We start from the raw sequence: 14,899 nt of genomic DNA, 5'->3' as shown, positions 1-14,899 counted from the left end.
GCCTCTCCGTTGAGGTCTGGGCCGACCGCGGGGCGCGGCTCAGGCCGCGAGGTGGTGGTACTGGCTGCGGAAGAACAGCAGCGGCTCCGCCGTGGCGTCGGCGGCCAGATCGTCGACGCGGCCGAGGACGAGGTGGTGGTCGCCGGCGTCGTGCACGGCCTCGATCGTGCAGGCGATCCAGGCGACGGCCCCGTCGAGCACGGGATCGCCGTGCGGTCCGGGACGCCAGTCCACGCCGGCGAACTTGTCCCCGCCGGAGACCGAAAGCGCGCGGCAGAGGTCCTCCTGCCCAGCGGCGAGGACGTTGGCGCAGAAGGTGCCGCGCCGGGCGAGCGAAGGGAACGTCGAGGACGTTTTGCCGGGCAGGAACGCGACCAGCGGCGGATCGAGCGAGACCGACGTGAACGACGAAACGGCCATGCCCGCGGGCCGCCCGTCCGCGTCCCGCCCGGTGATGGCCACGACGCCGCTGGGGAAATGCCCCAGCGCGGAGCGGAACCGGGTTGATGTAAGCATGCTTAGACTATATAAGCGTGCGGATACGAATGCAAGCATGCTTATGCGCCTCCGCCGGCGGCGCTCTAGGCTGCGGGGGTGACCGATCCCTTGCCCTACATCGACCCGTTCGACGACGGCCGTTCGCCCGCGCGCGCGGCGACCGGCATGGACGAGGCGTCCTCCCTGATCGACGCCGTGTTCCGCTTCGAGCGCGCGGTCTCGCGGATCGGGAACGCGCGGCTGCGGCCGTGGAACATGACGCTCTCGAGCTACACCGCGCTGCGGATCCTGGCCAACCAGCCGCATCTCACGCTCGCCCAGCTGTCCCGGCGTTGCTACGCGCGTCCGCAGACGATGACGCGCATCGTGACCCAGATGGAGAAACGCGGGTTCGTCGCTCGCAGCGCCCACCCGGAAAGCGAACGGGCCCTGTCCCTGGAAGTGACCGCGGCCGGTCATGCGGCGCTCAAGGAGATGGGCGCGGAGGTGCTCCGGATCAGCGACACGCTGGGGTCGGTGCTCGGCCGGGAGGAGATTGTCGCCGCGGACCATCAGCTTCGTCAGGCGGCGCTTGTCGTCGAGGGCGAGCTGCGGGAGATGGAGCGGGGGGACGAGTAGGGGTGTTTGGTGTCGTGGTGGTTCGGTCCATGACGCTGAACGCGCCGTCCGAGAGCGGCCGCGCTCGTCACCGAGGTACTGGCCGCGCACGCCGCGCGGGTCTGCCTACCGAGACGGGCGTCGAGCCTCAGCTCTACGCCGAAGTGGCCGAAGCCCCGGTCAACGAATTCGCCGCCCGGTATGCCGGCTTGCCGGAGTCCGACTAGGACGCGGAGGCAACTAAAGGAGAGGGCACCTTACAGGAGCTAGCGGACGAGCGCGCCGAGGAACCGCGTCGGTACGGACATCTGCCACTCTGCGGGCTGGAGCTTTCCCGACGACCTCTTCTGCGAGATCTACCGGCTTTGTTTCGCCGAGTTCGTCCGCGCGGTCATCGCCGAAAGGGGAAGCGGTCGATACCTCGCGTTTTCCGCGGAAGGTGGAACCCAGCGGACTGCATTCGTGATCAGCTCTCCGATGCTGACTTCCACGATCGCGAGGCTCGCCTCGACTGAGGCGGCACGAGGCCGGTACCGCTCGCGTGTCGAGGAGTTGCACACTGATCACACACGTGCATTCGGCCCCATGACGACGGAGTTCTCGTACCGGAGCGAGCATCCGGTCCCGGCTGTGGCCGATCGTGGATCGGCTGAAACCGGAGTCGGCGGCTGTGCCAGCGGTGCTGGCACTATCCGAGTACGCCGAGCTGCTGCAGGCGTGCCAGCGCAGCAGCGGCATGTTGGCGCAACGCTTCGTCCAGTTCGCGGCGCTCTGCCGCCGAAGCCTCCGGCGATGAGAAGTACTCGTCGACCTCGGAGAACAGTTCGTCGAGGACAGCGAACACGTCGTCGGGGTGCAGGGCCTCGTCGTTCTTCATCAGATCGACGTATTGCTGCTCGAACTGCGCGGCGCTGACAGCGCGGTCGACGAACCGTTCGATCAGTTCGCCGTAGTCCGCCGCGTCGCGCTCGTTCGCTTCGGAAATGCTCATTTTCACCTCCCCAACCCGTCCAGTATGTTCCCTCGGGTCTCAGCAGCTCGCAGGCGCGGGCGTTCTCGTTGTAGGTCAGGATCGCGGGCTTTCCGCGATAGCGGCCGACGTCCGTCGTCTTGATCGAGTTGGCGTGGTCTTCGCGAACTTCCGCAGCGCCTCCTAGCCGTGGCGGTCAGGTTGGATCGGCTTCGGCGAGGTCAGAGGTCGAGGACCGTCACGGTCATCCGGGCGACGTCGCCGGGTTCGAGGTTTTCCGCCTGGCGCACCGCCCGTTTGACTGGCAGCACATAGCCGCGCTCGCTGTCCGGGAAGATCGACGTTCGCCAGGCGGTGCCGCCGACTCGGACCTGTACTCGCATCGATCCGAACCCGCGGCGTGGCCCGCCCAGTTCGCGGATCTCGTCCGAGATGTCTCCGGGCAGGCTGACGAAGGTCCAGGTGTCGGTCCGCCGCGCGTCCCAGATCCACAGCTCAGCGTCGAAGTGCACTTCCACGCCGCCAGCTTCGCACGCGACACCGACAGTTTGGCCGCGGACGTTCGTTCTGTCGTGCGGGGCGCAGTGGGTTGAGAGTCTGGAGTGGACAGCGGCCGTTCTCCGGCGTCCACAGTGGACTCACGGCGGCGAACCGGCGAGGCGCCAATCCCGTCGACAAGCACTTTGCCGGCTCGTCCGAGCTGCGCGGCACGCGGGATCTGCGACGATGGGGAGGACCGCGTCGCCGACGGAAGAGGACCGATGGACGAGTCGAGCCGCCACGAGGTGTGGCATCCGGGGCAGGACTGCCAGGCGGTGGCCACGGCCCGGGCGCTGGGACAGGACGTGGAGAAGGTCCACGGGGCCGCGTGGGGCGTCGTGGGCACCCTGGGGGACAGCGTCTGCTACGTCGGCGTCACGGACAAAGTCACGGCGATCCACGACGCACTGGCGCGCCGGATCAGCGATCGTGACCTGCCGGTCAGGCTGCTGGCGCCGAACTACTCGGGCGGGATCTCCGACGGCCAGCGCAACGGCACGCCGCAGATGCGGTACTCGCTGATCGGCCGCGAGACGACGAACGACGGGTTGTCGCTGCACTTCGAAGGCAGCGAGATCGAGGCCGTCGCCGCGGTGGTGGCGTGCGACAAGCCTCCCGTCGGCGCCACGGCGGCGATCTTGGAACGGAACGTGCCGGCGGTGGTGGTCTCCGACGGGTCCATCCGGCCGGGCACGGACCCCGAGACCGGGGAAACGATCGACCTGGTCAGCTGTTTCCAGGTGGCCGGCGACCCGGACGTCGCCAAGCGCGAACGGTGGGCGCGCCACGCGTGTCCCGGACACGGCAGCTGCGGCGGGATCTTCACCTACAACACGATGCAGTCGTTCATCGCCGTGCTGGGCCTGGAGCCGCTGCACATGGTGTCGCCCGCGTCCGAGGATCCGCGGCGGGTCGAGGAGTTCCCCGAGCAGATCGTGGACTGCCTGCAGGTCATGACCGAGCGGGGCCTGACGCCGCGCGAGCTGGCGACACCGGTCGCGTTGCGCAATGCCACCGTCGTGGCCATCGCGCTCGGCGGCTCGACGAACGTCGTCCTGCACGCGCCGGAGATCGCCCGCGCGGCCGGGCTCGACTTCTGGTCCGAGGTCATGACGCAGAAGGAGTTCAACCAGCTGTCCCGGAACGTCCCGGTGCTGGTCAACGCGCGCCCGTTCGGGCAGTACAGCATGGTGGACATCGACGCGGTCGGCGGCCTGCAGGTCGTGGTCCGGGAGCTGCTCCGGCACGGGATGCTCGACGGCTCCGCCCTGACCTGCACCGGCGAAACGCTCGGCGAGCAGGTCGAGAGGCTCGACCCGCCCGAGCCCGACGGCAAGGTCGTCTTCACCGTCTCCGCCCCGTTCAAGCCCACCGGCGGCTTGCGGCTGCTCTCCGGCAACCTCGCGCCCGACGGCGGCGCCGTGATCAAGCTGGCCGGAGTCGAGACCGGCATCGTCGACAACCGGTTCGTCGGGCGGGCGCGTGTCTTCGACAGCGAGCAGGCCCTGCTGCACGCGCTCATCGAGGCTCCCGACGGGTTCGCCGACCGGGACATGGTCGTGATCCGCTACGAGGGTCCGAGGGGCGCTCCCGGCATGCCCGAGATGCTGGACCCCACTTCCCGCATCACCGCGCTCTGCCGGCGGAAGGGCATCTCCGTCGGGCTCATGACCGACGCGCGGTTCTCCGGCGGATCAGTCGGGCTGGTCATCGGTCACGTCGGCCCGGAGGCCGCGCTCGGCGGCCCGATCGCCCTCATCGAGGACGGCGACACGATCACCGTCGACCTCGACACCGACACCCTCGAGTGCGCCGAACTGGACGATCCGGCCGTCCGCGAGGCGCGGGTCGCGAAGTGGCAGCACGCCGCCGCGGAGAACGGCGGCGTCCATCCGCTGGTCCGCCCGGTGACGACCAGGCTCCTCCGCCGCATGCGCGCCTTGGCCTCCCCGGCGATCGAGGGCGCGGGGATCGCGGTGGCCGCCGAATAGAGAAAGGCGGTTGTCGGCTCGGAGAGGAGCCTGGGGCAGCACCGCCAGCATGCTCGAGCTGATCCGGATCGCCAGGCCGCCGGGTGCGAAAGCTCGGTGAGCGGGCGGCGGACTTTTCTGTGCGCCCGAAAGCGTCGAAGCGGACGTCTGCGCAGGATTCGGGTGTTACATTGCCCGCCTGGGATGTCACTCGGGCGGGGAGGGTGTGCTGTGGGTTTCGAGGTCGATGTCGCGGACATCAAGAACGCGGCGGGCAAGCTCGCCGCCGGGAAACGGCCGGCGCTCGCCGCCGGCGGTCCGCCGAATGTCGGCTCCGCCGGGCGGGCTGCCGGCTACGCGGGGGACTACGACGTCTGGCTGCTCACCCGGCAAGAGGATTTGGAGGCCGCGCAGCAGCAGGTCGCCAGCCTGGTGAAAACCATCCAGGCCGCCGCGACGAGTTACGACAGCACCGATTCCGCCGCGCGCGAGACCTTCCTGAAGGCGCTGGACCGCGGCTTCGAAGGGATCGACCGGTGAGCTCGGTCTTCGACAAGATCCGTCACCTCGCCGATCAGGTGGACAAGGGCAGCACGGACGACCTGGACGCCCGGGCCCGAGCTTGCCGGGCAACGAAAGAAGCCGTCCTGGACGCAAAGGCGCTGGTCGAGGCCGTCCGCGTCCAGCTGGCCGAAGCCTGGCACGGCGGGGCCGGCGAGTCCGCGCTCGCCTCGCTCTCGGACTTCGCGAAGAACCGCGACGACCAGGCCCATGATCTCGAGGAGTCGGCGAAGTCCTTCGAGGTGGTCCGCGACGCGTTGGCCAAGGCACAAGGCGACGCCCGCAGCCGCCGCGCGGACGCCGACGCGCTGGAGAAGAAGCTGGACGGCGCCTGGGACGATCTCTCGCACGGCAAAGGCAACATCGTCTTCGCCTGGGCAGAGGACAAGGCGATCAAGGCACGGGCTCTCGTCGTGCTCGCCGACCTGGAGCGGATTGTCGTCGGCTACGACGCGGTCCTGCTCGCCGAGGGCCTCAAGCTCCGGAACAAGACGGGCCAGGTGTGGGAGCTCGCGGGCTCGGAAAAGCGGAACCCCGCCGAGATCGCCGCGATCATGCTGCGCGAGATCCCGGGCTTCGCCGAACTGGTGGCGAAGGACCCGAGGCTCAAGACCGCCCTGCTGACCGGCAACTGGGAACTGCTTCTGCGCAACCGCGAGATCGCGCAGAAGATCTACGACTACCTCGGCTTCAAGTACGTCGCGGACGGCGACTACTACACGACCGGCGAGCACTCGGTGCAGAGTTTCCTCGGCTGGCACGACTTCTACGACAAGCTGGAAAAGCTCATCGGCGCGAACCTCGACGCGACCGGCGAGGACGGCGACAACATGGAGTTCACCGACCCGAAGAGCGGCAAGCAGTACCGGCTCGAACTGTGGAAGGGCGGCTACGGGTTCGGCGGCGCGTTCGGCGGCGAAGTCGGGTTCTACACCCGCGAACCGGGCTCCTCGGACCCCTCCGGTTACTTCCACGCCGCCCAGGGCGACGACCAGATCAAGGTGACCCAGACGATCTACGACAAGGCGACCGGCGAGGTCTACTTCACCAACGACGGCCAGGGCGCCGACGGCAGCGACAAAAAGCATTTCTGGAACCTGGCGATCCGCACCGACCCGCACGTCGACCCGAGCCAGCTCGCCCAGCGCGCCACGATCGAGGTGCGGGACACCGGTATGCGCGACCAGCTGTACCAGGAGATGACCCGGTGGGCCGCCGCGCACCCGGACCAGCACCTGACCGTCGCCAAGACGACCGACACTCCGCCGGCCCTCAGCTACACCTGGGAGAAGTGAGCCGTGTTCAGGCCGAGGTCGTCGGCTTGAGCTCCCACGGCTCGTCGTCGTTGCCGCCGCGCGGCGAGCTCTTGGTTTCGCGCAGCCCCGCGAACACGCCGTCGACGTCGACCCGTCCGGCGACCTCGTCGGCGACGTGCTGGCCGTGGCGCTCTTCGATCTCTTCGAGTCCCTTGCGCAGGGCGGTGGTCGCGGCATTCCTGGCCGTGGACCGCAGCCCGCGGGCCAGCTCCTCCGGATCAATCATGTGGCCACTCTAGAGAAGGCACCCGCAGCGGACTCGAGGTTTCTCGCACTGATCCCGGCGCCAACGGGTGGTGGGCCCTCTCGCGCGGACGCCCGCTTGGGAAGCGAAGCACGCCGGGCCGGGCGGACGCGCGTCGCGGGCGAGGTCGGCTCGGGTCCACTGTGGACCGGGTTCGGATCCGCGCCATAGCCTCGGCCGCGAAGCGCCGGTGGAACGAAACTGCTCCGTCGAGCGACTGCTGGGGGAGAGGTGGGCGATGGACAGCAGGCTGGCGGTTCGCGCGGAGCAGGCGTTCGACGGTGTGCGGCTGATGCCGCGGGGCGCTCTCGTGCTGATCGAGGACGGCCGGATCGTCGCGGTCGAGTCGGCCTCGGCGGTGGTGCCCGCGGGCTGGCCGCTGCTGGAGGTTCCGGGCGGGACGCTGTTGCCCGGTCTGATCGATGCGCACGTGCACTTGTGCTGCGACAGCCGCAACGGCGCGCTGGAAAGGCTGGCCGGCCACAGCGACGCGAAGCAAGCCGAGGTGATCGAGACGGGTTTGCGGCGGCAGCTCGCGGCGGGTGTCACGGCCGTGCGCGATCTCGGCGACCGGCACTATGCGACGCTCGCGTGGCGGCTGCGGCCGGGGTTGCCGGCGGTGGCGTCGGCCGGACCGCCGATCACGGTGCCGGGCGGGCATTGCTGGAACATGGGCGGTGCTGTGGCGGGAGCCGAGCAGTTGCGTGCGGCGATCGCGGAACGGGTCGAGCGCGGCGTGGACGTCGTGAAGATCATGGGGAGCGGCGGGCTCAACACCGCGGGGACCGACGTGTTCGGCTGCCAGTTCGGCGACGCGGACCTGCGGCTGGTGGTCGAACTCGCTCATGCCGCGAATCTGCCGGTCACGGTGCACGCCCACGCGTTGCCCGCGGTCGAGCAGGCCATCGCCGCCGGGGCGGACGGGATCGAGCACTGCACCTGCCTCACCCCGGCTGGCGTCCGGCTGACCGGAGACGTGCTGGAGCGGCTGGCCGCGGCGGGTGTCCGGGTGTGTCCGACGGTCGGGATCGCGCCTGGCGCGGTGCCGTCTGGGCCGGTCCGGGCGCAGCTGGAGCGGTTCGGGCTGTCGCCGGACAGCCGGGCCAGGGACGCGGCGACGCTGGCCGGTGCGGGGGTGGCGCTGGTGTCGGGCGGGGACTCGGGCATCGCCGAGGGCAAACCGCACGGGGTGCTCCCCTGGTCGGTGCTCGCGCTCGTGTCGGCGGGGGTTCCGCTGGAGCCGGCGCTGGCGACCGCGACGTCGGCCGCCGCGGACACGTGCGGGTTCGGTTCCGCGAAGGGACGCCTCCGGGCGGGTTCCGATGCCGACCTGCTCCTGGTCGACGGCGATCTCGCCCGCGAACCGGCCGCGCTCGCCCGGGTGGCAGCGGTAGTGCTGCGCGGTGCGGTAGTGCGGGCGACGGCTGACTGATCAGAGCGGAGGTTTGTCCGCCCGGAGTATCGGAAGTTGGGTGTTGCCGTCGACTGCCAGGCCTGTGCCGGGGCGGTCGGTATGCCCACGCGCCGGGAAGGATCACTGCGCGGCTGGACCGTCGGGTGCGACTACGCGTCGCACGCTGTCGCGGAGCAGGATGCGGCGTTGTTCGTGGACGTCCGCGGGTTCCTCGGCGGTCGCGGCGTAGACGTTGCTCACCGGCGACCATGCCATGGACATCGCGATGACCATGGCCATGAGGTCGAACGGTTCGCCGGACCGGACGAGCCCGGCGGCCTGCGCGTCGGAAATGGCCCGCAGTTTGGCGTCGTCGACGCGGTCGGCGTCGGCGACGAGATGGCCGGCCGGACGTCGTTCCAGGCGCGCCCAGGTGGCCAGCCGGATCAGGTCGGGGCGGCGGAGGTACTCGTCGTAGAGGCGGACCGCCCAGTCCGCCAGGTCGGTCGCGTCGATCGGGACGACGGTCATGATCCGTTCCAGCGAGCCGAAGAAGATCGCGTCGAACAAGCCTTCCTTGCTGCCGAAATACCCGTAGAGCTGAGCCTTGTTCGTGCGCGCCGCGGCCACGATGCGTTCGACGCGGGCCCCGGCGATGCCGTGCTCGGCGAATTCCTGGGTGGCCACGTCGAGGATGCGCTGCCGGGTGGCGGCGCCACGCGCGGTCAGGGGCTTGTCGGCCATGCCCGGCAGGATAACAACAGACCAGTCGGTTTGCCTGGTCGGCGGAGTGTGGCTACTCTGCAATAGACCGAACAGTCTGTTTGCTTTGAGGGGCGGCCATGAGGACCACCGTGGGCTGGCAAGCCGACCGGCCGGGGGCCGCGCTGCGCCGGGTGTCGTTCGAGCGCCGGGACCTGCGTGCCGACGACGTCGCGGTCCGCGTGGACTACTGCGGCGTCTGCCACACCGATCTGCACGCCATCGGCGCTCTTGCCGAGACCGGGGACGCGCGGTTGGTGCCGGGCCATGAATTCACCGGGGTGGTGACCGCGATCGGGCCTGAGGTCACGCGGTTCTCGGTAGGCGACGCGGTAGCGGTCGGCAACATCGTCGATTCGTGCGGCGGGTGCGCGATGTGCCGGGCGGGCCAGGAGAATTTCTGCGCCGAATTCCCGACGCTGACCTACGGCGGCACCGACCGCCGCGACGGATCGACCACGCTCGGGGCCTACTCCCGCGAGTACGTCGTCCGCGACCTGTTCGCCTACCCGCTGCCGGCCGGGCTCGATCCCGCGGCCGCGGCTCCGCTGCTGTGCGCCGGAATCACCGTCTGGGAGCCGCTGCGCGCTCTCGGCGTCGGGCCGGGGACCCGCGTCGCAGTAGCCGGTCTCGGCGGCCTCGGGCACCTCGCGGTCAAACTCGCCGTCGCGCTCGGCGCCGACACCACGGTCATCAGCCGGTCAGCGGACAAGGCTGACGACGCGCGCCGACTGGGTGCCCACGACCTGATCGTCTCCTCCGACCAACGACAGATGGCCGCTGCCCGCAACCGGTTCGACGTCCTGATCGACACCATCGCCGTTCCGCATGAGCTCGGCCCCTACCTAGGGCTCGTCGCCATGGACGGGACGCTCAGCCAGCTCGGGCAGCTCGCGCCCGTCACTGTGGAGACCATGGACTTGCTCGTCGGACGCAAGAAGCTCAGCTCGGCCGGCAGCGGCGGCCGGCCGGCGACCGCCGCGATGCTGGAGTTCTGCGCCCAGCACAACGTCGCCGCCGACATCGAGCTCGTGCCCTCGTCGCGGGTGAACGAAGCCCTCAGCCGGTTGGAGCGAAACGACGTCCGCTACCGGTTTGTGCTGGACCTGTCCGACTTGGCCTAGACCGCTTAAGGGATTTCTCCGGCCGCAACCGGGGAACTGGCGATCCCTTGCTCACTCGAGCGGAGAGATCGAGACCGGGGTGGACAGGACCCGGTCGGGCCCGGTTTCGCGGACCGGGCCGGTGAGTTCGAACGACGCGGTGCAGGGCAGTTCGCCCGCGGACGGCCCGACCAGGACCTCGATTGTTCCGGGTTCGACGATCCGGCGCAGGTCGAGCCCGGTGAAGCTGGTGCGGTCGGCGTGCACCGCGAAGGTGACACGAGCGGCGCGGCCCGCTTCGAGCGGCACTCGGGCGAATCCGGCGAGCTGCCGGACGGGGCGGGTGACCTGGGCCTGCACGTCGTTCAGGTACAGCTGCACGATTTCGTCCGCCGCGCGCTCGCCGGTGTTGCGCACGGTGACCGAAATGGACAGTTCGCCGTCGGTGGGGATTTCGGTCGCGCTCAGCCGCAGGTCCGAGTAGCCGAACGTGGTGTAGGACAGGCCGTGCCCGAACGGGAACAGCGGCGTCGGGTCGAGGTTGCTGATGCCTTCGCTGTCGCGGCCCAGCGGCGGGGCCAGGTAGGTGCCGGGCGAGCCGCCGGGCGTGCGCGGCACCTGCACCGGCAGTTTCCCGGACGGGGCGATCCGGCCGGACAGGATCCCGGCGACGGCGCCGCCGCCTTCCTCTCCCGGCAGGAAAGCCTGGACCAGAGCGGCGGCGCGGCCGGCGTGGCGGCCGAGGGCGTACGGACGGCCCGAGACCGCCACGACGACGACCGGCGTCCCGGTCGCCAGGAGCGCGTCGAGGAGTTCGTCCTGGACGCCGGGGAGGCTCAGGTCGGGGGCGTCGCAGCCTTCGCCGGAGGTGCCGCTGCCGAACATGCCCGCTCGGTCGCCGACGACGGCGACGCACACGTCGGCGGCTTCCGCGGCGGCTGCGGCGGCCGCGATGCCGGAGCTGTCTTCCTCGAGGATCGGACAGCCTTCGTGCAGCGAGATCCGGGCCTCGGGCAGTTCGAGCCGCAGCGCGTCGGCCAGCGACGGAACGGGCACGCCGAGGCCGAATTCGGGATGGCGCGGCAGGACGTGGTTGGGATAGGAGTAGCAGCCCAGGAAAACCAGCGGGTCGTCGGCGCAGGGCCCGACGACAGCGATTTTCCCGGCGGATTTCCTGCCGGACAACGGAAGCGTGCCGTTGTTCGCGAGCAGCACGACGGACTTCTCGGCGATTTCCCGGGCGATGGCCCGGTTGCGCGGCGAATCCAGGTCGACCGGCGCGGCCCGCGGAACCCAGTCCGCGTCGAGCAGGCCCAGTTCGGCCTTCTGCCGCAGCAGGCGGAGCGCGGACCGGTCGACCAGTTCCTCCGGGACTTCCCCGGACCGGACCAGTTCGGCCAGTTCCTTGCCGTAGCACTGGCGGTCCGGCAGTTCGACGTCGATCCCGGCGGCCAGCGCGAGCGCGCCCGCCTCGCCCGCGCTGCCGGCGACCCGGTGCATGCTCTTGAGGAACGCGATGGCCCAGTAGTCGGAGACCACGACTCCGTCGAAACCCCATTCGTCGCGCAGAATCGCGGTGAGCAGCGCCTTGCTGGCCGCGGCGGGCACGCCGTCGAGGTCGGTGTAGGAGTTCATGACCGACCGGGCCCCGCCTTCGCGGAGCGCCATCTCGAACGGCGGCAGGATGACGTCGCGCAGCTCGCGCGGCCCGATCGACACCGGCGCGTGGTTGCGGGCCGCCCGGGACGCGCTGTATCCCGCGAAATGCTTCAGCGTCGCGATGATCCCGGTCTTCTCCAGCCCGCGGACATAAGCGGTTCCCAGCATGCTGACCAGATACGGATCTTCGCCGAGGGTTTCTTCGGTGCGGCCCCAGCGATAGTCGCGCACGACGTCGAGCACGGGCGAGAGCCCTTGGTGCACGCCGACCGCGCGCAGGTCTTCCGCGATCGCGGCGGCCATGCGCTCGACGAGACCCGGATCGAAGGTCGCCGCCCACGCCAGCGCGGTGGGGTAGACCGTGGCGCCGAGGGTGGTGAAGCCGGTGAGGCACTCTTCGTGCACGATCGCCGGGATGCCGAGCCGGGTCTCGGAGACGATGTCGCGCTGCAGCGCGGTGACCCGGGCGACGCCCTCGGCCGCACTCACCGGAGCCGTGCCGAACGGCCGGGTGAGGTGCCCGATCCCGTCCGCGCGGACCTGGTCGAACGAAGCCCCGCCGCGGGCGAAGACGTCCTGCATCGGGGCGACGTTCCCGCTGATGTCCTGGTTGCCGGGCCACGCGCTGCCCAGCTGGGCGATCTTCTCCTCGAGGGTCATCTCGGCCAGCAGCGCTCCGGCGCGTTCGGCGGGGGACAGGCTCCGGTCGTGCCAGCGGGTCATCGCGCTCCTCGGTCGGGTGCGGGGGCGGTCGAATCGCGCACGACGAGATGGGTCGCGAGTTCGACGTGGTGGGAATCGAGCGTCTGCCCGGAAATCAGCTTGAGCAGGGTGCGCAGCGCGACCCGGCCCATGTCGTGCAGCGGCTGCCGGATCACGGTCAGCGGCGGGGTGGCGAGGCCGGCGAGCATGGTGTCGTCGAAGCCGACGACGCTCAGCTCCTGCGGCACCCGCAAACCCCGCTGCCGCGCGGCTTCCAGTACCCCGAGCGCGGTGGCGTCGCTCGCGGCGAACACCGCGGTCGGCGGATTTTCCATGGCCAGCAAGAGGTTTCCGATCTCCAGCCCCGCCGGGTGGCCGAAGTCGCCGTGGCGCACCAGTTCCGGGTCGAACGCGACGCCCGCGTTCTCGAGCGCGGCGCGGTATCCGTGCAGCCTCGCCTGGCTGCAGGACGCCCCGACCGGCCCCCCGGCGAACGCGATGCGCCGGTGCCCGAGGCTCAGCAGGTGCTCCGCGGCCGCGATCCCGCCGGACCAGTTCGTCGCGCCGACGCTGGCGACCTCCGCCCTCGGCAGGTTGATCGGGTCGATGACCACCAGGGGCAGCTCGGCGCGCTCGAAGCTCTCGACCTGGGCGAGCGAAAGTTCGGAGGTCACGACGATCAGGCCGGCCCGGCCGTCGCCCTTGAGCCGCTGCGTCCAGTGGTCCTCGGGGCTGAGCGGGCCGCCGGGGGCCGCCGCCGGCATCCGGCTCACCACCACGTCGGTGCCGAGTTCGGCGCCCGCGGCGGTCACCCCGCGCAGCACCTCCAGCGCATAGGGGCTGACCAGATCGTCGAACACGACGTCGACGATCCGGGTCGCGGACGCGCTCCGGCTCCCGGTCCGCGGCACGTACCCGGCGTCCCGCAGTGCCTGTTCCACTCGGGCGCGGGTGCGCGCGGCCACGTCGGACCGCCCGTTGAGCACCTTCGAGACAGTCGGCAGCGAGACGCCGGCGGCTTCGGCGACCGCGGCGAGCGTCGCGCCGTTGCGGGGCGGCATCGGCTCTCCTTATCGAAAGATTTCGAACCGTGATTTTGAGGTTCCGGCAGGGAATTTAGCACTTGACGGGCCCGAATCACTACCCTAGATTTCGGCCAGCCCTCGAGAAGTTTTCGAAACTTTTCGAACCTTCGGAGCGGAAGGTGCATCATGAAACTGGGTACTCGCCGGACGATCCGCACGACGCTCGCGGCGCCCGGGCTCGCGGTCCTGCTGGCCTTCGCCGCGGCGTGCGGCACGAGCGGGCCGACGTCCGCCGCCGGCGGGAAAGCGACGGCCTGGGCGTTGACCGGCGGCGACGAGCAGGTGTTCCGCACCTCGTTCGCCAGCGGCGGCGTCGAGGGGCAGTTCTTCGGCAACGACGCGTACAAGCAGAAGATCCGCTCGGCCGTCGGCGCGGACCAGGCGCCCACCCTGGTGTTCAGCTGGGGCAACGGCGGCATGCTGAAATCCTGGGTCGCCGCGGGCAAGATCATGGACCTGACCCCGGAAGTGCGGAAGGACCCCGCGCTGACCGGCCGGTACCTGCCCTCGGTGGCGAAGACCGGAGTGCTGGACGGGAAGACCTACGCCGTGCCGAACAACAGCATGCAGCCGGTTTTCCTGTTCTACAACAAGGACCTCTTCGCCCGGGTGGGGGCCGAGCCGCCGAAGACGTGGGACGAGCTGATGGCGCTCGTGCCGAAGTTCTCCGCGGCCGGGATCGCGCCGTTCTCCCTCGGCGGGCAAAGCAAATGGCCGCAGCTGATGTGGGAGGAGTACCTGGTCGACCGGATCGGCGGGCCGGGCGTCTTCGCCGCGATCGCCGCGAACAAGCCGGGAGCCTGGTCCGATCCCGCGGTTCTGGACGCGAACCGCAAGATCCAGCAGCTGGTGGACGCGGGCGGATTCGCCAAGGGGTTCAATTCGATCAGCACCGACAGCAACGCCGACCTCGCCCTGCTCTACACCGGCAAGGCGGCGATGTACCTGATGGGCTCGTGGGCCTTCCCCACGATCAAGCAGGCCGACCCAGGTTTCGCCGCGGGCAAACTCGGCTACACCGGTTTCCCGGTCGTATCGGGCGGGAAGGGCGATCCGGCCGACATCGTGGGCAACCCGGCGAACTTCTGGTCGGTGTCCGCGCACGCCTCCGACGCGCAGAAACAGGCCGCGGTGAAATACCTGCGCGAGGGCGTCATGAACGACACCTACGTCGACGGGCTGCTCGCCGGGGGCGCGGTGCCGCCGGTCAACGGGATCGAGGCCAAACTGGCCAAGGCTCCGGACCCGGCGTATCTGTCCTATGTGTACGGACTGGCGCGGAACGCCCCGAACTTCCAGCTCTCCTGGGACCAGGCCGTTTCCCCCGGACAGGCGGACGCCCTGCTGAACAACCTGGACCAGCTGTTCCTCAAGCAGATCACGCCCGAGCAGTTCTCGGCGAACATGAACGCGACGATCGGAAAGTGACCGTGTCCGCTCCCGCTCTCGCGCGGCCTCGGGCCGGAAAGCGGACGCGCTCCGTCGCGGCGCCCGGCCGC

14 protein-coding genes are annotated in these 14,899 nt (G+C 70.1%); 7 read left to right on the top strand and 7 right to left on the bottom strand.

Annotation, left to right across the window (positions count from 1 at the left end; translation table 11 throughout):
- Positions 1–39: 39 nt before the first annotated feature.
- Complete coding sequence (locus H5411_RS05245; protein WP_183123087.1) at positions 40–516, bottom strand: flavin reductase family protein; 477 nt, start codon at positions 514–516, stop codon at positions 40–42.
- Positions 517–594: 78 nt separating this feature from the next.
- Between H5411_RS05245 and H5411_RS05240 the strand changes: the two genes are divergently transcribed.
- A complete protein-coding gene (locus tag H5411_RS05240) occupies positions 595–1,116 on the top strand; it encodes a MarR family winged helix-turn-helix transcriptional regulator (RefSeq protein ID WP_183123086.1) in 522 nt (173 codons plus the stop codon).
- Positions 1,117–1,783: 667 nt separating this feature from the next.
- Here the strand turns inward: H5411_RS05240 and H5411_RS05235 are convergent.
- Both H5411_RS05235 and H5411_RS05230 read right to left on the bottom strand, forming a co-directional pair.
- Positions 1,784–2,086, bottom strand: coding sequence for a colicin immunity domain-containing protein (locus tag H5411_RS05235; RefSeq protein ID WP_183123085.1), 303 nt, complete (start codon positions 2,084–2,086; stop codon positions 1,784–1,786).
- A gap of 200 nt (positions 2,087–2,286) precedes the next feature.
- Positions 2,287–2,583, bottom strand: a complete 297-nt coding sequence (locus H5411_RS05230) for a DUF1905 domain-containing protein (RefSeq protein ID WP_183123084.1) — start codon at positions 2,581–2,583, stop codon at positions 2,287–2,289.
- Positions 2,584–2,826: 243 nt separating this feature from the next.
- Between H5411_RS05230 and H5411_RS05225 the strand changes: the two genes are divergently transcribed.
- The 3 genes from H5411_RS05225 (at position 2,827) to H5411_RS48860 (ending at position 6,431) form a co-directional block, all read left to right on the top strand.
- Positions 2,827–4,596: a dihydroxy-acid dehydratase domain-containing protein gene (locus H5411_RS05225; RefSeq protein WP_183123083.1), complete on the top strand. Its 1,770-nt coding sequence runs from the start codon at positions 2,827–2,829 to the stop codon at positions 4,594–4,596.
- A 210-nt stretch (positions 4,597–4,806) separates the two neighbouring features.
- Positions 4,807–5,115: a hypothetical protein gene (locus H5411_RS05220; protein ID WP_183123082.1), complete on the top strand. Its 309-nt coding sequence runs from the start codon at positions 4,807–4,809 to the stop codon at positions 5,113–5,115.
- Positions 5,112–6,431: a DUF4474 domain-containing protein gene (locus H5411_RS48860; RefSeq protein WP_183123081.1), complete on the top strand. Its 1,320-nt coding sequence runs from the start codon at positions 5,112–5,114 to the stop codon at positions 6,429–6,431. The genes H5411_RS05220 and H5411_RS48860 overlap by 4 nt, the downstream gene beginning before the upstream one ends.
- Before the next feature lie 7 nt (positions 6,432–6,438).
- Here H5411_RS48860 and H5411_RS05210 read toward each other — a convergent pair whose 3' ends face one another.
- Positions 6,439–6,678: a hypothetical protein gene (locus tag H5411_RS05210; protein ID WP_183123080.1), complete on the bottom strand. Its 240-nt coding sequence runs from the start codon at positions 6,676–6,678 to the stop codon at positions 6,439–6,441.
- A 256-nt stretch (positions 6,679–6,934) separates the two neighbouring features.
- Here H5411_RS05210 and H5411_RS05205 point away from each other — a divergent pair, with 256 nt between their 5' ends.
- Positions 6,935–8,128 (top strand): amidohydrolase family protein, encoded by a 1,194-nt coding sequence (locus tag H5411_RS05205; protein ID WP_183123079.1) that lies wholly within the window; start codon positions 6,935–6,937, stop codon positions 8,126–8,128.
- 102 nt (positions 8,129–8,230) lie between these two features.
- On the opposite strand, the gene H5411_RS05200 is transcribed toward H5411_RS05205, so the two are convergent.
- Positions 8,231–8,833 (bottom strand): TetR/AcrR family transcriptional regulator, encoded by a 603-nt coding sequence (locus H5411_RS05200; protein ID WP_183123078.1) that lies wholly within the window; start codon positions 8,831–8,833, stop codon positions 8,231–8,233.
- Positions 8,834–8,931: 98 nt separating this feature from the next.
- Between H5411_RS05200 and H5411_RS05195 the strand changes: the two genes are divergently transcribed.
- Entirely contained in the window at positions 8,932–9,975 is a 1,044-nt protein-coding gene (locus H5411_RS05195) for an NAD(P)-dependent alcohol dehydrogenase (protein ID WP_183123077.1), read from the top strand.
- A 51-nt stretch (positions 9,976–10,026) separates the two neighbouring features.
- Here the strand turns inward: H5411_RS05195 and H5411_RS05190 are convergent, their stop codons facing one another.
- Positions 10,027–12,336: a beta-xylosidase/alpha-l-arabinosidase gene (locus H5411_RS05190; protein WP_183123076.1), complete on the bottom strand. Its 2,310-nt coding sequence runs from the start codon at positions 12,334–12,336 to the stop codon at positions 10,027–10,029.
- Positions 12,333–13,376: a LacI family DNA-binding transcriptional regulator gene (locus tag H5411_RS05185; RefSeq protein WP_183123075.1), complete on the bottom strand. Its 1,044-nt coding sequence runs from the start codon at positions 13,374–13,376 to the stop codon at positions 12,333–12,335. Before H5411_RS05185 ends, H5411_RS05190 begins: the two co-directional genes overlap by 4 nt.
- A 150-nt stretch (positions 13,377–13,526) precedes the next feature.
- Between H5411_RS05185 and H5411_RS05180 the strand changes: the two genes are divergently transcribed.
- Positions 13,527–14,828 carry an extracellular solute-binding protein gene (locus H5411_RS05180; RefSeq protein ID WP_183123074.1) on the top strand — a complete coding sequence of 434 codons (1,302 nt, stop codon included), beginning with the start codon at positions 13,527–13,529 and terminating at the stop codon, positions 14,826–14,828.
- The last annotated feature ends 71 nt before the right edge of the window (positions 14,829–14,899 follow it).

This window comes from Amycolatopsis echigonensis (assembly GCF_014174495.1).
Taxonomy (GTDB): Bacteria; Actinomycetota; Actinomycetes; order Mycobacteriales; family Pseudonocardiaceae; genus Amycolatopsis; species Amycolatopsis echigonensis.
Note: the sequence above shows the minus strand (reverse complement) of the source record. Positions and strands in the feature narration are given on the sequence as shown.